The sequence below is a fragment of the Paenibacillus sp. FSL R7-0273 genome, from assembly GCF_000758625.1.
GTDB lineage: Bacteria > Bacillota > Bacilli > Paenibacillales > Paenibacillaceae > Paenibacillus_AQ.
The window spans coordinates 7,086,737-7,101,396 of record NZ_CP009283.1; the positions used below are offsets into that span (position 1 = coordinate 7,086,737).

The 14,660-nt window shown below is 52.8% G+C and carries 15 protein-coding genes; 5 read left to right on the top strand and 10 right to left on the bottom strand.

What is annotated here, in order from left to right:
- Positions 1 to 37: 37 nt before the first annotated feature.
- Entirely contained in the window at positions 38 to 1,213 is a 1,176-nt protein-coding gene (locus tag R70723_RS30440; protein ID WP_039877859.1) for an ATP-binding protein, read from the top strand.
- A gap of 69 nt (positions 1,214 to 1,282) precedes the next feature.
- On the opposite strand, the gene R70723_RS30445 is transcribed toward R70723_RS30440, so the two are convergent.
- The gene (locus tag R70723_RS30445; RefSeq protein ID WP_039877860.1) at positions 1,283 to 1,669 is read right to left on the bottom strand and encodes a winged helix-turn-helix transcriptional regulator; all 387 of its coding nucleotides are present in this window, start codon (positions 1,667 to 1,669) and stop codon (positions 1,283 to 1,285) included.
- A 195-nt stretch (positions 1,670 to 1,864) separates the two neighbouring features.
- Between R70723_RS30445 and R70723_RS30450 the strand changes: the two genes are divergently transcribed.
- Both R70723_RS30450 and R70723_RS30455 read left to right on the top strand, forming a co-directional pair.
- The gene (locus tag R70723_RS30450; RefSeq protein ID WP_039877861.1) at positions 1,865 to 3,070 is read left to right on the top strand and encodes an MFS transporter; all 1,206 of its coding nucleotides are present in this window, start codon (positions 1,865 to 1,867) and stop codon (positions 3,068 to 3,070) included.
- A gap of 47 nt (positions 3,071 to 3,117) precedes the next feature.
- Positions 3,118 to 3,972, top strand: coding sequence for an aldo/keto reductase (locus R70723_RS30455; RefSeq protein WP_039877862.1), 855 nt, complete (start codon positions 3,118 to 3,120; stop codon positions 3,970 to 3,972).
- Here R70723_RS30455 and R70723_RS30460 read toward each other — a convergent pair.
- Complete coding sequence (locus R70723_RS30460) at positions 3,969 to 4,904, bottom strand: AEC family transporter (RefSeq protein ID WP_039877863.1); 936 nt, start codon at positions 4,902 to 4,904, stop codon at positions 3,969 to 3,971. The two genes, R70723_RS30455 and R70723_RS30460, sit on opposite strands and share 4 nt — an antisense overlap.
- 178 nt (positions 4,905 to 5,082) lie before the next feature.
- Positions 5,083 to 5,562 carry a transcription elongation factor GreA gene (gene greA / locus R70723_RS30465; protein ID WP_039877865.1) on the bottom strand — a complete coding sequence of 160 codons (480 nt, stop codon included), beginning with the start codon at positions 5,560 to 5,562 and terminating at the stop codon, positions 5,083 to 5,085.
- Positions 5,563 to 5,792: 230 nt separating this feature from the next.
- Here greA and R70723_RS30470 point away from each other — a divergent pair, with 230 nt between their 5' ends.
- Together R70723_RS30470 and R70723_RS30475 are read left to right on the top strand one after the other, a co-directional pair.
- Positions 5,793 to 6,887 carry an ATP-grasp domain-containing protein gene (locus tag R70723_RS30470; RefSeq protein ID WP_231574800.1) on the top strand — a complete coding sequence of 365 codons (1,095 nt, stop codon included), beginning with the start codon at positions 5,793 to 5,795 and terminating at the stop codon, positions 6,885 to 6,887.
- 13 nt (positions 6,888 to 6,900) lie between these two features.
- Positions 6,901 to 7,650 carry an esterase family protein gene (locus tag R70723_RS30475; RefSeq protein WP_039877867.1) on the top strand — a complete coding sequence of 250 codons (750 nt, stop codon included), beginning with the start codon at positions 6,901 to 6,903 and terminating at the stop codon, positions 7,648 to 7,650.
- A gap of 58 nt (positions 7,651 to 7,708) precedes the next feature.
- On the opposite strand, the gene R70723_RS30480 is transcribed toward R70723_RS30475, so the two are convergent.
- The 7 genes from R70723_RS30480 to tnpB form a co-directional block, all read right to left on the bottom strand.
- On the bottom strand, positions 7,709 to 7,996 hold the full coding sequence (locus R70723_RS30480) for a DUF6509 family protein (RefSeq protein WP_039877868.1): 288 nt from the start codon (positions 7,994 to 7,996) through the stop codon (positions 7,709 to 7,711).
- 17 nt (positions 7,997 to 8,013) lie between these two features.
- Positions 8,014 to 9,087 (bottom strand): dual-specificity RNA methyltransferase RlmN, encoded by a 1,074-nt coding sequence (gene rlmN / locus R70723_RS30485; protein WP_039877869.1) that lies wholly within the window; start codon positions 9,085 to 9,087, stop codon positions 8,014 to 8,016.
- Between the two features lie 257 nt (positions 9,088 to 9,344).
- Positions 9,345 to 10,709, bottom strand: coding sequence for a polysaccharide deacetylase family protein (locus R70723_RS32485; protein WP_052421528.1), 1,365 nt, complete (start codon positions 10,707 to 10,709; stop codon positions 9,345 to 9,347).
- A 5-nt stretch (positions 10,710 to 10,714) separates the two neighbouring features.
- A complete protein-coding gene (locus R70723_RS30495; RefSeq protein ID WP_039877870.1) occupies positions 10,715 to 11,437 on the bottom strand; it encodes a hypothetical protein in 723 nt (240 codons plus the stop codon).
- Between the two features lie 247 nt (positions 11,438 to 11,684).
- Positions 11,685 to 12,041: a nucleotide excision repair endonuclease gene (locus R70723_RS30500; RefSeq protein ID WP_039877871.1), complete on the bottom strand. Its 357-nt coding sequence runs from the start codon at positions 12,039 to 12,041 to the stop codon at positions 11,685 to 11,687.
- Positions 12,042 to 12,103: 62 nt separating this feature from the next.
- Positions 12,104 to 13,282: a nitric oxide synthase oxygenase gene (locus tag R70723_RS30505; protein WP_052421529.1), complete on the bottom strand. Its 1,179-nt coding sequence runs from the start codon at positions 13,280 to 13,282 to the stop codon at positions 12,104 to 12,106.
- A 138-nt stretch (positions 13,283 to 13,420) separates the two neighbouring features.
- On the bottom strand, positions 13,421 to 14,509 hold the full coding sequence (gene tnpB / locus R70723_RS30510; protein ID WP_197071790.1) for an IS200/IS605 family element RNA-guided endonuclease TnpB: 1,089 nt from the start codon (positions 14,507 to 14,509) through the stop codon (positions 13,421 to 13,423).
- Positions 14,510 to 14,660 lie beyond the last annotated feature (151 nt).

The window sequence follows — 14,660 nt, forward strand, 5'->3', positions numbered from 1 at the left end:
TTGTCATTTTTTATTTTATTGTGCCCCGGGAGGAACTATGGATTATCCTGTTAATATTTTGATTGTAGACGATCGTCCTGATGAATTCCTCTCCGTGCAAGCCCTGCTTGCGGATAAACCATACCAGCTGGTTCATGCCACCTCAGGAATGGATGCCTTGAAGTACCTGCTGGAGCAAGAGTTTGCCCTGATTATTATGGATGTCCTGATGCCTGATATGAATGGCTTTGAAACGGCCAAGCGGATCAAGATGCGCAAAAAGTCCAAGGATATTCCGATTATTTTTCTGACCTCGCTCACGTCGGAGCTGGAGAATTACATGATGGCTTATACAGCCGGGGCGATTGATTATTTGACCAAGCCCTTTCACCCCCTGGTGCTTAAGAGCAAAATTGACGGATTTGTCCGCATGTTTCAGACCCGCAAGGAGCTGCAGCTCAAAACACAGGAGCTGGAGTCAGCCAATGCCGTGCTTACCGAGCTGAAGGATACCGCCGAAGTCGCACTCCGGATCAAAAGCGGCTTCCTCGCCATGATGAGCCACGAAATACGGACGCCGCTGAACGGGATTATTGCCATGTCAGATGTGCTGCGAACCTCGGAGCTGTCGTCCGGCGATCTGGAAATGGCTGATATCATCCATACCAGCGGTCATGCGCTGCTGTCGGTGATCAATCATATTCTGGACTTCACCAAAATTGAATCCGGCAAAATGGAGCTCGACTATGAGCTGTTCAATCTGCATTCCTGCCTTAAGGAAACGCTCGACCTGTTCAGGGCGCTGGCCATGGAACGCAGCCTGAAGCTGGAACTGATCATTGATCCCAATATCCCCGCCCTGCTGGTCGGGGATTCTAACCGCCTGAGACAGGTGCTTAACAACCTGATCGGCAATGCCATCAAATTCACCGCCAGCGGCAGTGTAAAGGTGAATGCCCGGCTCAGGCAGGCGATTGACGGCGTGCTGCAGCTGGAGTTCATAGTTGAGGATACCGGTATCGGCATTCCGGAGGATAAAATGAAATATCTGTTCCAGCCGTTCACCCAGGTTGATGCAACCATTAACCGCAAATTCGGCGGCACCGGCCTCGGCCTGTCCATATGCAAAATGCTCGTGGAGCTGATGGGCGGCACCATCTATGCCAGAACAGGCATAGAGCAGGGGGCAGCCTTTATCTTTACCATTCAGGTCACGGAGGGCCGTCCGGACTAGCATTCTTTTCAAAAAAAACCGCAAGTCTCCGTGAAGAGAGCTTGCGGTTTTTTTTGCCCTAATTCAGGCTTATTCAACAGGCTGAGCGTCCATTTTTTTATGATTCAGGACGTTGTCCTCCAGTACGGAAAATTTATCCCCGTACTCCCTGATGATGTGCTGCTCCCCCCAGGCACACAGCGAATCCAGAATGGCACGCAGCGACTGCCCGTATTCACTCAGCTCATATTCCACCTTGGGCGGTACCTGATTGTAGCTGATCCGGTTGACGATCCCGTCCTCCTCCAGCTCGCGGAGCTGCTGGGTTAACATCTTTTGCGTGATATTCGGCATATGCCGCTTCAAATCGCTGGTCCGCAGCTTGCCATGGGTCAGATGGCAGAGAATGACGCATTTCCACTTGCCTCCAATCACCTCAAGCGTTGCCTCAACAGAAATATTATATTTTTTGGACATGGGGTTCCTCCTGAAAGTTTGGTATCACAGCTTCCTTGGATAATCTTCGCTTGGCTCGGAAGCATATGCTCAGTTTATCCTATGGGTACTTTTTAGTACCTATAGTACTTTAAAGTACGTACTATTCACTTCTGCCTGCGTGGTTCATAATAGCATTTACCGGCCGGTGATTACCATACTACAGGAGTGGAAAACATGTCCTTTAATCAAAAAAGAAGCACACTCGCGCTGCTGGCGCTGGCAATCAGCGCTTTTGCAATCGGAACAACCGAGTTTATCAGTGTCGGGCTGCTGCCGCTGATTGCTGATGACCTGCATATATCCGTAACAGCGGCCGGACTTACGGTCACCCTTTACGCTCTTGGCGTTACCTTCGGCGCGCCTGTACTGACTTCGCTGACAACAGCGGTCTCACGTAAAACACTGCTGCTGGCACTGATGGTGCTATTCATCATCGGCAACAGTCTTGCCGCCGCTGCCGGCGGTATTGCCCTGCTGCTGACGGCCCGGGTCATCTCCGCCTTGTCCCACGGCCTGTTCATGTCGATCGCTTCGACAATCGCCGCAGATCTGGTGCCGGAGGACCGCAAGGCCAGTGCCATCTCCATTATGTTCACCGGCCTTACCGTCGCCACCGTAACCGGCGTGCCGCTCGGCACCCTGCTGGGCCAGCACCTGGGCTGGCGGGCAGCCTTTATCGCTATCGCAGCCGTAGGCGTTGCCGCTTTGGCCGCCAACCTCCTGCTTATCCCTTCGGGACTGCGCAAGGGTCAGCGTACACCTCTTAACGAGCAGATTAAGCTGGTGACCAACGGACGGCTACTGCTGGCTTTTGCCATAACAGCTCTCGGATACGGCGGCACCTTCGCCGTCTTCACCTATCTGTCCCCGCTGCTGCATGAGATCAGCGGCTTTAAGGAGCAGACCGTTGCCGTTATTCTGCTTGTCTACGGTCTGGCCATTGCTGCCGGCAATGTGATCGGCGGCAAAGCAGCAAACCACAGGCCGATGAATGCCCTGTTCTATATGTTCGCCCTGCAGGCAGCCGTGCTGCTGATTCTGGCCTTCACTGCGCCGTTCAAAACAGCCGCGCTCATCACCATTATCTTCATGGGCCTGCTCGCTTTCATGAATGTACCCGGACTGCAATCCTATGTCGTCATGCTCGCTGACCGGTACGCTCCGGGGGCCAGAGACATTGCCTCTGCGGTAAATATCGCCGCTTTCAATGCCGGCATTGCCATCGGTGCCTATCTCGGGGGATATGTCACCGAGCATCTGGGTTTGATTCATACAGCCTGGGTCGGTTCGGTTATGGTGCTGGGAGCGGTGGTGCTTACCGCGCGCAGCCGTTCGCTTGAGCGCAGCGATGAGCAGGCTCCCCGGCGGCAAACCGCCTGATTCAGAAGCATCTACACTAATTCATTACATTACGGAGGTTATTTATAATGACACAGCATACAGCACAGCATTTACAGGATACAACCGAACTACAGGGAGGCGTAAAGATGCCTTGGCTCGGCCTGGGCGTATTCCAGGTGGCCGATGGCGAGGAGCTCGTGCAGGCGGTAAAGTCGGCCATTGCCCACGGCTACCGGAGCATTGATACTGCAGCTATCTATCAAAATGAGCGGGGAGTAGGACAGGCTATTGCAGAGGCGCTGGCGGAGAACGGACTGCGGCGCGAAGACCTCTTTATCACTTCAAAAGTGTGGAATGCCGATCTCGGCTATGAAGAGACGCTGGCTGCCTATGAGGCCAGCCTGGAAAGACTCGGCCTGGACTATCTGGATCTGTACCTGATCCACTGGCCGGTGAAGGACAAATATAAAGAAGCCTGGAGAGCACTCGAAACGCTCTACAAGGCAGGCCGGGTCAAGGCAGTCGGGGTCAGCAATTTTCAAATTCATCACCTGGAGGAGCTGCTGAAGGATGCGGAGATCCGCCCGGCGGTTAACCAGGTCGAGCTCCATCCCTACCTGTCCCAGCAGGCGCTGAGAAGCTACTGCCGTGAGCAGGGCATCCAGATTGAGGCCTGGTCCCCGCTGATGCAGGGCGGGCTATTTGATCAGCCTGACCTCAAGAGCATCGCGGCCAGAGCGGGCAAATCCGTGGCCCAGGTCATTCTCCGCTGGGACCTGCAGCACGGCATTATAACCATTCCGAAGTCAACGAAGGAGCTGCGGATTACGGAGAACGCCGCGCTGTTTGATTTCGAGCTGAGTGCTGAGGATATGGCCGTTATTGACGGCCTGAACCGCGGCCAGCGGGTTGGCCCGGACCCGGACAACTTTGATTTCTAAGGCTGGGCACTGCCCACCGCCGTAATCAGCACCGGCAGCACCAGGAAGGAGGCCAGCGTAGTCCAGACGATGCAGCGTGACACCAGTGAGGGGGAGCTGCCGAACCGCTCAGCCAGCACAACCGAGTTGACGGCGACCGGCATGGAGGCCAGAACGAGCAGCACCGAGAACAAGGTGCCGGAAATATTCAACAGCAGCAAAACCAGCAGAGCAATCAGCGGTGACAGCAGCAGGCGGACAGACAGGCCAGTCCAGAAGGCCAGCTGCACATTGCGTTCGGTGTGGCCGGCCTGCACCCTGACCATCTGGGCACCCAGAATTGCCAGCACCACCGGTGAATATGCTCCTGCTACCATCGATACCCCGGAGGCCAGCTCCTGCGGCAGCTGCAGGCCGAGCGCCCGCAGCAGCAGGGCAAGCAGCGCCGCATAGACAGCCGGCAGGGCAAAGACCGACTTCACTGCGCTTTTCACATTGAACTGTGAACGGGCTGCAAAGTAAACGCCGATGGTATTCACAATAACCATCTGGACGATAACATAGACTGAAGCCTTATCAAGCCCGAGCTGGCCGAAGGCCAGGAGAACAAGCGGCAGCCCGTAGTTGACGCTATTCGTAAAGGTGGAGATCAGGGTCAGCCCGGCCGCCTCAGGCGGAGCCAGCTTCAGCAGCCTGCCGAGCACAACCGATACAAGCCACAGGAATAACAGATTCAAAAGGGCAAAAGCAATCGTCTGATACACATCACCGAAGGAAATCTCGGCATTAGCCAGCGTATCAAGGATGATTGCGGGGGTCAGAAAGTACAAATATAGCGTCAGAAGCGGCTTGGTATCCAGATTTTTGTAGCGGGCCAGCAGCGCCCCTGCCGTAACGGGGATGGCGAGCGGTACGATAACCTCCACTAAGGTTGATAACACCTGCTGTATCACGGGACAGGACTCCTCTATTCGATAGTTAATTCCTACTATAACCCCGGAGGCAGACAGCGTCTAAGATTTGGAAGCAATATGCTTAATAGATGCTGCCTATGGAGAGACTAGATGTTATAAGCGGATGCGCACAAAAAAATCCCTGTCCCCGGAAGCCGGGAAACAGGGATTTCTGCTATTAATCCGCTTTGATCTCCAGGAGCTCATATTTAATGACGCCCATTGGAGCATTTACACTGATGATGTCGCCTACCTTTTTACCGATCAGTTCCTTGCCCAGCGGGCTTTCGTACGAAATCTTGTTGTCCAGCACATCAGCCTCTGCCGGGCCTACTACTCTGTATTCAATCTTCTCAGCGAATTCCACATCATTAAGAATAACAACGGTTCCCACGCTCACCTTGCCGAGATCCATGCTGCTGGCATCGACAACCTGTGCTTTAATCAGCATTTTCTCCAGGATCATAATGCGGGTTTCCATGAAGGACTGGTCTTCCTTGGCCGAGTGATACTCACTATTCTCCTTAAGGTCGCCGTAGCTGATCGCCAGCTTAAGACGGGCTGCAAGCTCCTTGCGCCCTGCGCCCTTGAGCTCTCTAAGCTCTTCCTCTAGCTTGGCCAAACCTTCCTTGGTCAAGAATACTTCTTCATTAGACATGATCACAACTCCTATTTTTACCTGCTTTATTGTATTCTACCCTATATTTGAGTTCTGTAAAAGGATTGACGAAAAGCAGCACAGCTGGTAGATTAGATTAAATTAATCATACAAATTGACTCGGAATTACATTTTAGCCAAAGGGGCTGGTCACCATTAACTTTATTTTCTTCTCCCCTCATTTCCCTAAAAACAGTGCTGATTTCTGTATTCAGCTGCAGCGCCGTGGGGTGTTCGTGCTCGGGATCGGCGATGCCGAATATGATCATCTGGAGGATAGGCTGCAGCTTGCTCTCACAGAGTATTACAAGGTAGAGGATCTCGAGAATTACGGGGAAATTCTGCGGGCCGTCGGCTATTTCACCCACAAATACGGCAAGATCGACCGGTTTGAGTCGCTGAATGAATACTGGCTGGAGCAGGATGCCGCGATCCGGACTGATTTTAACATCTACGGCACCAAAAATGATTTCGTCCAGAACCTGAAGCACAAATCCAAAATGAAGGAATTTTTCCGCAAAAGCGGGGTAAGCACCGTCCAGTTCTCGACTGGCACCACCCGGGAAAGCGTGGATGATTTCATCCGGAGCGCCGGATTCCCGCTGGTGGTCAAGCCTGACCTCGGCTCCGGGGCCAGCAATACCTATAAGATCAATAATGAAGCTGAGCTGCAGCACTTTTTTGATAACAAGCCGGCTGATGTCTCATTTATTATTGAGGAATTTATCGACGGGGTGATTTTCACCTATGACGGTCTGGTTGATCGAAACGGAGAAGTCCGGTTTGCCGTCAGCCATCTGTTTGAGAACAGCGTGATGGAGGTCGTCAACACGGACAACCACCTGTATTATTTCTGCCTGAAGGACATCAGTCCTGAGGTTGAGGAGGCCGGGCGGAGCATTCTGCAGGCTTTTGACATCAGGGAACGGTTCTTCCATATCGAGCTGTTCAAATCGAACAAGGATGGACGGATTATTGCGCTCGAAGTGAATATGCGGCCGCCCGGTGCGTGGATGACGGATGCCATTAACTACTCCTATGATGTTGACGTGTATAAGGAATGGGCAGGAATGGTAGCTAATAATGAGGTCAGCGGACCGTATGAAGGCAAATACTACACCGGCTATGCCAGCCGCAAGCGCCATAAGCATTACAGCCATAGCCATGAAGACATTTACCGTACCTATGGGGACAAAATCGTAAATTACGCGGAGATTGAGGAAGTGTTCAGCAGAGCGATGGGTAACAGCGCTTATCAGTTCCGCTCCCCGGACCTTGAGACTGTCAGAGAAATCGTGAAATATATACAACAAGAAGAAGGATAGGATGTGTTAACGGATGAGGACAAGCTACCGCAAGGAATACAGCCGTCACCTGAACAGGGACATGGAGTATAAAGTATACGGCCACGCCGGCAAACCGATGCTTGTCTTCCCCACCTCGCTCGGCCGGTTCTACCAGTATGAGGACTCCGGGATGATCGCGACACTCTCCAGCTTCATTGAAGCCGGCAAGCTGCAGATCTGGGCCTGCGACAGTATCGATGAGGAGACGTTTTTCTCCTCCCACTGGAATCATGAGGATAAGGCGATCCGGCATGAGCAGTACGACAAATACATCACGCAGGAGCTCATACCCGGCATTCTTCATGAGAGCAAATGGAATAACGGCGGGGATGACCAGAAAATCCTGATTTCCGGCTGCTCGATGGGGGCCTATTACAGCGGCAGCTTCTTTTTCCGTTATCCGCACTACTTCGATACCCTGATTGCCCTGAGCGGCGTCTATTCCACTTATTATTTCTTCGGCGATTATATGAGTGAAAATGTCTATTACAACTCTCCGCTCCATTACCTGCCGAACCTTGCGGATGAGGACTACCTGAACGAGTACCGCAGCAGCAGGATCATCCTCTGTGTCGGCCAGGGCGCTTATGAAGATGAGATGCTGCACGAAACCCGGCAGATTCAGGAGCTGCTGCAGAATAAAGGCATTCCGGCGCAGGTCGATTACTGGGGGCATGATGTGAATCATGACTGGGACTGGTGGAATAAGCAGATTTATCATTATGTAAGTGGTGTTTTGTAAAAGTGAAAAGCCCCGGGGCGCTTAGCTCCGGGGCTTTATGAATTTCTGCGGTATGCGGTTACTCCGGCAGATGCTCTTTGCAGAACTGTGCCAGCTCCGCTTCCTCTTCATCCTCCAGGTCAAACTCAAGCAGCCTGCCGGTGGTTGTCTCCAGCAGATCATAAGTGACCAGTACCGCTTCACCCGCTTCTGCCTTGACTACAGCCCGGACCGATACTCCGTTCTCCTCATACAGCTCATCCTCTTCCGGAATCTCCAGATTAATCATGAACTCATACCGCTTGCCGCTCAGAATGCCGAATGGATCTCTAACATCCTCCACCGTATAACTTGTAAATGTCAGCACAAACGAACCTTCTTTCTTTAAATAGCTTCTTGGGTTTTCTTGATCTGCTTGCTGCGCAGCTGCCCGCAGGCGGCATCGATATCGACTCCATGCTCCAGCCGGGTGCTGACGCTGACTCCCTGCTTCTTAAGGGTGTCAAAGAAGGCCCGGACCACTTCCCGGTCAGTCCGCTGGTACTGGCTGTGCTCATCGACCGGATTGTAAGGAATCAGGTTGACATTAACCAACTGCCGGCGGTGTTCGCCAATCAGCTCGGCCAGCTCCAGTGCATGCTCATGCTGGTCATTGATATCCTTCAGCAGAATATATTCCAGCGTAATCCGCCGGTTTGTCTTCTCCAGATAATAATCGATAGCAGGCATCAATTTCTCGAGCGGAATAGCGCGGTTGATCTTCATGATCGAGGTCCGCAGCTCGTTATTCGGCGCATGAAGCGAAATGGCCAGGTTTACCTGGGTGTTGGCATCAGCGAATTCTCTTATTTTGCCGGCCAGGCCGCTTGTTGATACCGTGATGCCTTTGCCGGCGATCGCCAGCCCCTTATGGTCCTTGACCGTAGTCAAAAAGTTCAGCAGATGCGTAAAGTTATCAAACGGCTCGCCGATCCCCATTACTACAACATGGCTGACCCTCTGGCCCAGGCCGGCCTGATCCAGGTGCAGCTGCACCTTCATAATCTGCTCGACAATCTCTCCGCTCGACAGGTCCCGGCTCTTCGCCAGCAGTCCGCTTGCACAGAAGCTGCAGCCGATATTGCAGCCGACCTGTGTAGTTACACATACAGACAGGCCGTATTTCTGCCGCATCAGTACGGTCTCAATCAGGTTGCCGTCACTCAGGCGGAACAGAAACTTAATGGTCCCGTCAGCCGACTCCTGCTTCACATGCTCCTCCATCGTCTGAAACACAAAATGCTCAGACAACAGCCGGACGCATTCCTTGTTCGCCTCAGTCATATCTGCAAAATCAGTAACCCGCTTGCGGTACACATATTCCCAGACCTTGGCAGCGCGGGATTTCTTATGCCCGTGCTCCAGCAGCCATGACGATAACTGTTCTAAAGTTAATCCATAAATGGATGATTTGCTCATGTTTACCTCTTTTCAAAACATTAAAGTGAAATCTGTACTAACTTTCTATTGTAGCTTTCACAGACCATTCTGCCAACAACAATATCTTCTCATTCTCTCAAATTTTACTTATTAAAACAAGAGTAATCCGCGCTCCGGCGGCCGCAATTGCAATATTACACAAAGCTTTCACAGGAGCGCCGACACAGCGCGCGGCTATGCGCCAAAAAAAACAGCATCTCTGCTTCTTCGGCAGGTATGCTGCTTATATAAACTGATTATTTAAAAACAGCAAACTTCAGTCCCTGCCCCTTCAGATAGGCAATGATCTTAGGAAGCGCCTGCACGGTCATCTGCTTCTCGTGCAGCAGATAGATACCGCCCGACGGATTGGTCCTGCGGAAATAATCGAGTATGGCCTCCGCACTTCCGGACTTCCAGTCCTCAGGGTCCCGGTTCCAGAGCAGGATTCTTAGCTGCTGTCTGTCCGCCTCTGCGGCGAGCCGGCTGTCCACCGCCCCATATGGCGGCCTGAAAATGGTAACAGGCTCAGCAGTAAGCTGCTCCAGCAGCCGGCTGGCCCGTTCCAGGTTAGCCCGGTTCTCCTCCTCCGGGTTAGCTGTCATATCGCTGTGATCCCAGGAATGGTTCCCTACCGCCATTCCCTGCCCGGCGGCATAGCGGACCGCTCCGGGATTCCGGCTGGCATTCACGCCGATGAACAGAAAATTCGCCGCAACCCCCTCCTTCACCAGAATATCTACCAGCTGTTCTGTATAGGGGGAAGGACCATCATCAAAGGTGAGGGCAACATAGCCCTCCGGCAGACTGTACTCATAGCTGTCTCCGGACAGCTCAACCGTCTCATAAAGCAGCCGCGGCTGTGCGGGCAGCCCTGCTAGTGATGCAGCGTTTTCGGCGGCTGGCCTGTTCTGAAGCGGAGGCTGCTGTAATTCCTCTGAGTCTGTTTTATCAGAAGCTTCCGCTGCGTTATGTACGGAAGCTGGAGCAGCTGCGGCACTGCTTGCAGCCTCTGTCCTCTCTGAGTCCGCCGCCGGTACACCGGCTGAAGCCCTGGCTTCCATAGTGTTATCCTGTTTGGCTTCCGCACTGTTTGCAAACAGCCACGTCTCCCCTCCGTCCATACGAAGCAGGAGCAGCGCCAGCAGAAAACCGAATAACAGGCCGCGCAGCAGTACAGTCCGTTTATATTTCAGTCCCGTTAATGCTGCCCGCTTATGCTCCGATTGTACAGGTATGCTGCGGACATCCTCAGCAGCCTCCTGCCGGTCTGCCTGCAGGGAGAGGGCATATTCCTGTTCCTTCAATTTAAGCAGCTGCTCCCCATAGCTCTCCGAGCAGCTAAAATACAGGGTTTCGCTAAAGGTATCCCTTATCCGGATCAGGCTGCTGAAGTATGTACGGCGGAAAGGGTCCCATTTCATGTACAGCGACAGCCGCACTTTATGTCCGCCCAGCGGGCCAAGCGCAGCAATTTGCAGATATGTATGTTCATCAATGCTGAGAATATGTCTCCTGCAGCCGTCCCGGGTGGTTATCCCCACCTCCAGGTGACAGCCGCCGTCCCGGCTGCCGAGCGCCAGAAGTTCAACTAACAGACCGGTGTTATCCTGTGCAGACATAATTGTTATGTATCCCCGTATTCTTCATTGCGCTCTGATGGAGGGCTTCCGGCACTGAAGGGGACGGTCATCCGGCTTGTAAAATCACTGATCATCCCGGAGAGGTAGGCCTTCTCCTGCCGGACCGTATCGTATTTCTGCCGCAGATGGCCGTTTTCTGTCTCCAGCCGGCTGATCCGGTCCTCCAGCTCAATAATCCGCTTATGCTTGTCCACATGGGCTTCATGATGCTTCTGCATCAGCTTGGCGTACTTCTGCTGCTCCAGCTCAATCGTACTTTTTAGCTCGTCAGCCTTGGCCGACATGGTGTCCCGGAGCTCACGGTGATCCTCAAGCACCTGATCCATCTTCAGATTCTTCTCGGCGAGGCGCTGCTCCAGCTCCAGGATATCCTTCTCCCGTTCTTCAATAACCTTGTTCAGATTCTTTAAATCCTTGCCTATCCGCTCAATATGGCTGCCGGAGTGGTTCAGGCGGTCCTGGAGCTCATAATTGCTTGCTTCTGCATGCGCCCTGGCCTGTATCATCTGTTCTACTGCAAAAATCAGATCCAGTGATTTCTTATCCAGCTGGGTCTTACCTGCAGAGATCAGGCCGGCTGAGTGTTCATTTGGCCTGCTGCCATCCGGCTCTGCTGCAGGTGCCTCCTCCGCCTGCGGCACCGCTGCAGCCCCGGAGTTTACCGCCCGTTCTGCCGCATCCTTTTTCCTGAAAAAAGAACCTGCCATCTATCCATCACCTCGAGATGAAATGTCAAAAAATGTCGAGCATTCACGAGATTATTATAGATGATTTGTCCGGTCCGGAAGTGAGCCGAATTGTCTAACTTTCAGACGTATATCTAAAGGACCATTTTAACTACGAAGGGATAATTATCCAAGTCTTTAGAATCATACCCCTATAGCGGAACAGCAAAAAGCGCAGCCCGAAAGGACTACGCTTATCTGTACCGGAGCAGCCTGTCTATAGAGCTGCTTATTTATAGAGTACCTTCTCCACATTGTATTTCGCTCTGAGCTTGTTCACAATGTACGTTTCGTAAATCTCCCGGTCCACCGGATCTTCCACAATGCAGACCTCGATCTTCGCCACTTCATCCCGGTGGGCCTTCATGACCGAGACGGTATCCTCGAAATGCTTTTTGATCCGCGGTCTGAGCTTTCTGGCCTTGCCCACAAACAGCAGCTCGTCCTTATCGTTGTAGAACATAAAGATGCCGCCCGCTTCCCGCGTAATCAGGTGAAAATCGGTAAATCCGTAAATATGGCTCAGCACCGGGTTCTCTTGCTTAAATATAGTGACTTCCGGCGCAGGAATGGTAATACTGATCATTTGAGCTCACTTCCCTCTGACATAGACTAAGATTAAATAGTATCACAGATCAAACAGCCTGACTATCGATGAAAAGGGCATTTCATGGAGGTCTCGTCAGGGGGCGGGCTGCTGTTCCGGCCGGAAAAAGCCGGCTTCTGATAAATCAGACGCGGACTGAAATTGAGCTCCCTCAGCTTGTTGTCCTCCCAGATTGGTGTGGAGGAAGGTGACATCGGCGGAATCAGCCAATGCCATTTGCCGGACACCTCCCGGCCCTTCTGCCTCTCCTGCTCCTGAAACCGGACAAACTGGTCGGCCGCTGTATGATGATCCACAATGCTGACCCCCGCCAGCTTAAAGGAATGCAGTACAGCGCGGTTCAGCTCCAGCAGGGCCCGGTCCTTCCAGAGCGAGGTATTGGTTGAACGGTCCAGCCCCAGCAGGTCAGCTACCGCCGGAAGGCGGTTATACCGTCCCGTATCCCCCAGATTGCGCGAGCCGATCTCCGTTTCCATATACCAGCCGTTAAAGGGTGCTGCCGGATAGCGGATACCGCCAATCCCCAGCAGCATATCAGACACGACCGGAACGGCATACCAGCGCAGCCCCAGCCCGCCGAATTGTTCTATCTCCGGATGGCTGAGCGGCACCTCCTGCACCAGCGCCTCCGGTATTGTGAACCAGCTCGGTGGCTCATCCCCGATGCTGATAACCAGCGGCAGCACGTCAAAATCACCGCCGCTGCCCTGCCAGCCAAGCTCCCGGCAGACTGCCGTGAAGGCATCCGAGGCCGGGTCGCCGCTGCGGGGTTGTTCATCCTGCCCGGGATAGCCGGCATACCGGATCAGCTGGTGGTTCCAGATCCGGATAGCCCTGCCCGGTTCCGTACCGCTGCGGAACACGGTCATTACCGGACGAATCCGGCCGCCGTTGCCGGCGCGCTCCAGATGCCGGAACAGCGCCTCCGCCACCTGAGGGGCCGTTTCGGCCTGTCGGGCATCGAGGACCTCCAGCGTATGCCAGAACAGCCTGCCGATGCAGCGGCTGTTATGCCGCCAGGCCATTCTGGAGCCGTGCGTAAGCTCTTCGGCTGTATGAATATAGGTTCCCGTTAAACTTAACTCTTTATGTACTGCTTCTATGCGCCGGTTCAGCTCAGCAGGTGACTTTTCTAATTCACTGTAGCACTGCCGGAGGAAGGATTCAGCCTGTTCCAGCTGTACTTCCAGGCTTACTTCTTCGCGGGTCTGTATTTCCATATAGTCCTCTTTCTTTGAATTGTCCCCCACTTAGCTAACGCTTGAAGTGGCGGATTCTTGCGAACAGAAGCGTAACCTCTTCTTATTTAGCAAGCGATTCCTGCGTTCCCGCAGTTCTATCATTTGGATAGGTGGCGGTTAAACCGCTACTTGTGCAATATTATGAGCGGCGTTTTCATCACGGTCATGAAGCGTACCGCAAGCGTTGCACGTCCATTCCCGAACCGCAAGATTCTTTACTTCCGGGTGGATCGTGCCACACACGTGACACTGCTGACTGGTCGGTTCGAACGTATCGGCGATCCGAAGGGTTCGTCCATACCAAAGGGCTTTGTACGTCAGTTGCCGTACCCATTCCCCCCAAGACGCATCCGCGATGGATTTTGAAAGCTTGGGATTCTGAATCATATTCGCGACACGCAGATGTTCGATACTAATCGTTTGGTTTTCACGGATCAGTTTCGTTGTCAGTTGGTGGAGAAAATCATTTCGTTTATTCGCAATACGTTCGTGAATGCGAGCGACATGCTGCTTCGCTTTCTTCCAGTTGGAGCCGCCCGGAGTACGCCGAGCCATCCGCCGCTGCCAAAGCGCCAGCTTTTTCTCATATTGGCGGTAAAAGCGGGGGTTGGCATACCGTTCACCATTTGAGCTTACAGCATACTCTTTCAAACCCAGATCGATTCCGATATGTGCGTCCACTTGCGGCAGTGGGTTCTTTTCAACTTCGCAACTAAGCGAAACAAAAAATTTCCCACTGGCGTTTTGACGCACGGTAGCGGACAATATCCGGCCTTCCAGCTTCCGGGAGTTTGCAAAACGCATCCAGCCGAGTTTTGGGAGCTTCAAGCGACTCCCCTCAATGGCGATATTCCCGTTCGTGAATTTGGTCGTGTAACTTTGAACCGGATGCTTCCGGCTCTTAAAGCGTGGCGCTTGATTTTGCTTTTTGAAAAAGCGATCAAAGCTATCCGCCACATGACGGGCAACCGACTGCAAAGCGATGCTATCGACTTCTTTCAGCCAGTCGTATTGCGCTTTTAGTACAGGGAGTTTTGTCGCACAAGCGTGATAGGACAAGCCTTTTCCCGTTTCCGCATAGCTTTGATTCCAAGTGTCCAAAAAGGTATTGAACACAAAGCGGCAGCAGCCGAACATACGCCTTATGAGTTGCTGTTGTTCCGGTGTGGGGTAGATCCGGTATTTATAGGCTTGATGTATCAGCATGTGCGACACCTCATTTTTGGTAATATTATTCATATTATAGCACATGCGTTCGGGTTTAGGTCAATTACCGCAGATTCATCCCCACCCTATCGAGGGTGGAGTATTCTCAGCTTTTTTAGATAAATAGTGTAAATCATTCCTGAATCCTATA

Coding starts and splice junctions, on each gene's coding strand:
- R70723_RS30440 (WP_039877859.1), top strand. CDS start 38: ATGGATTATCCTGTTAATATTTTGATTGTAGACGATCGTCCTGATGAA.
- R70723_RS30445 (WP_039877860.1), bottom strand. CDS start 1,669: ATGTCCAAAAAATATAATATTTCTGTTGAGGCAACGCTTGAGGTGATT.
- R70723_RS30450 (WP_039877861.1), top strand. CDS start 1,865: ATGTCCTTTAATCAAAAAAGAAGCACACTCGCGCTGCTGGCGCTGGCA.
- R70723_RS30455 (WP_039877862.1), top strand. CDS start 3,118: ATGACACAGCATACAGCACAGCATTTACAGGATACAACCGAACTACAG.
- greA (WP_039877865.1), bottom strand. CDS start 5,562: ATGTCTAATGAAGAAGTATTCTTGACCAAGGAAGGTTTGGCCAAGCTA.
- R70723_RS30475 (WP_039877867.1), top strand. CDS start 6,901: ATGAGGACAAGCTACCGCAAGGAATACAGCCGTCACCTGAACAGGGAC.
- rlmN (WP_039877869.1), bottom strand. CDS start 9,087: ATGAGCAAATCATCCATTTATGGATTAACTTTAGAACAGTTATCGTCA.
- R70723_RS32485 (WP_052421528.1), bottom strand. CDS start 10,709: ATGTCTGCACAGGATAACACCGGTCTGTTAGTTGAACTTCTGGCGCTC.
- R70723_RS30495 (WP_039877870.1), bottom strand. CDS start 11,437: ATGGCAGGTTCTTTTTTCAGGAAAAAGGATGCGGCAGAACGGGCGGTA.
- R70723_RS30500 (WP_039877871.1), bottom strand. CDS start 12,041: ATGATCAGTATTACCATTCCTGCGCCGGAAGTCACTATATTTAAGCAA.
- R70723_RS30505 (WP_052421529.1), bottom strand. CDS start 13,282: ATGGAAATACAGACCCGCGAAGAAGTAAGCCTGGAAGTACAGCTGGAA.
- tnpB (WP_197071790.1), bottom strand. CDS start 14,509: ATGCTGATACATCAAGCCTATAAATACCGGATCTACCCCACACCGGAA.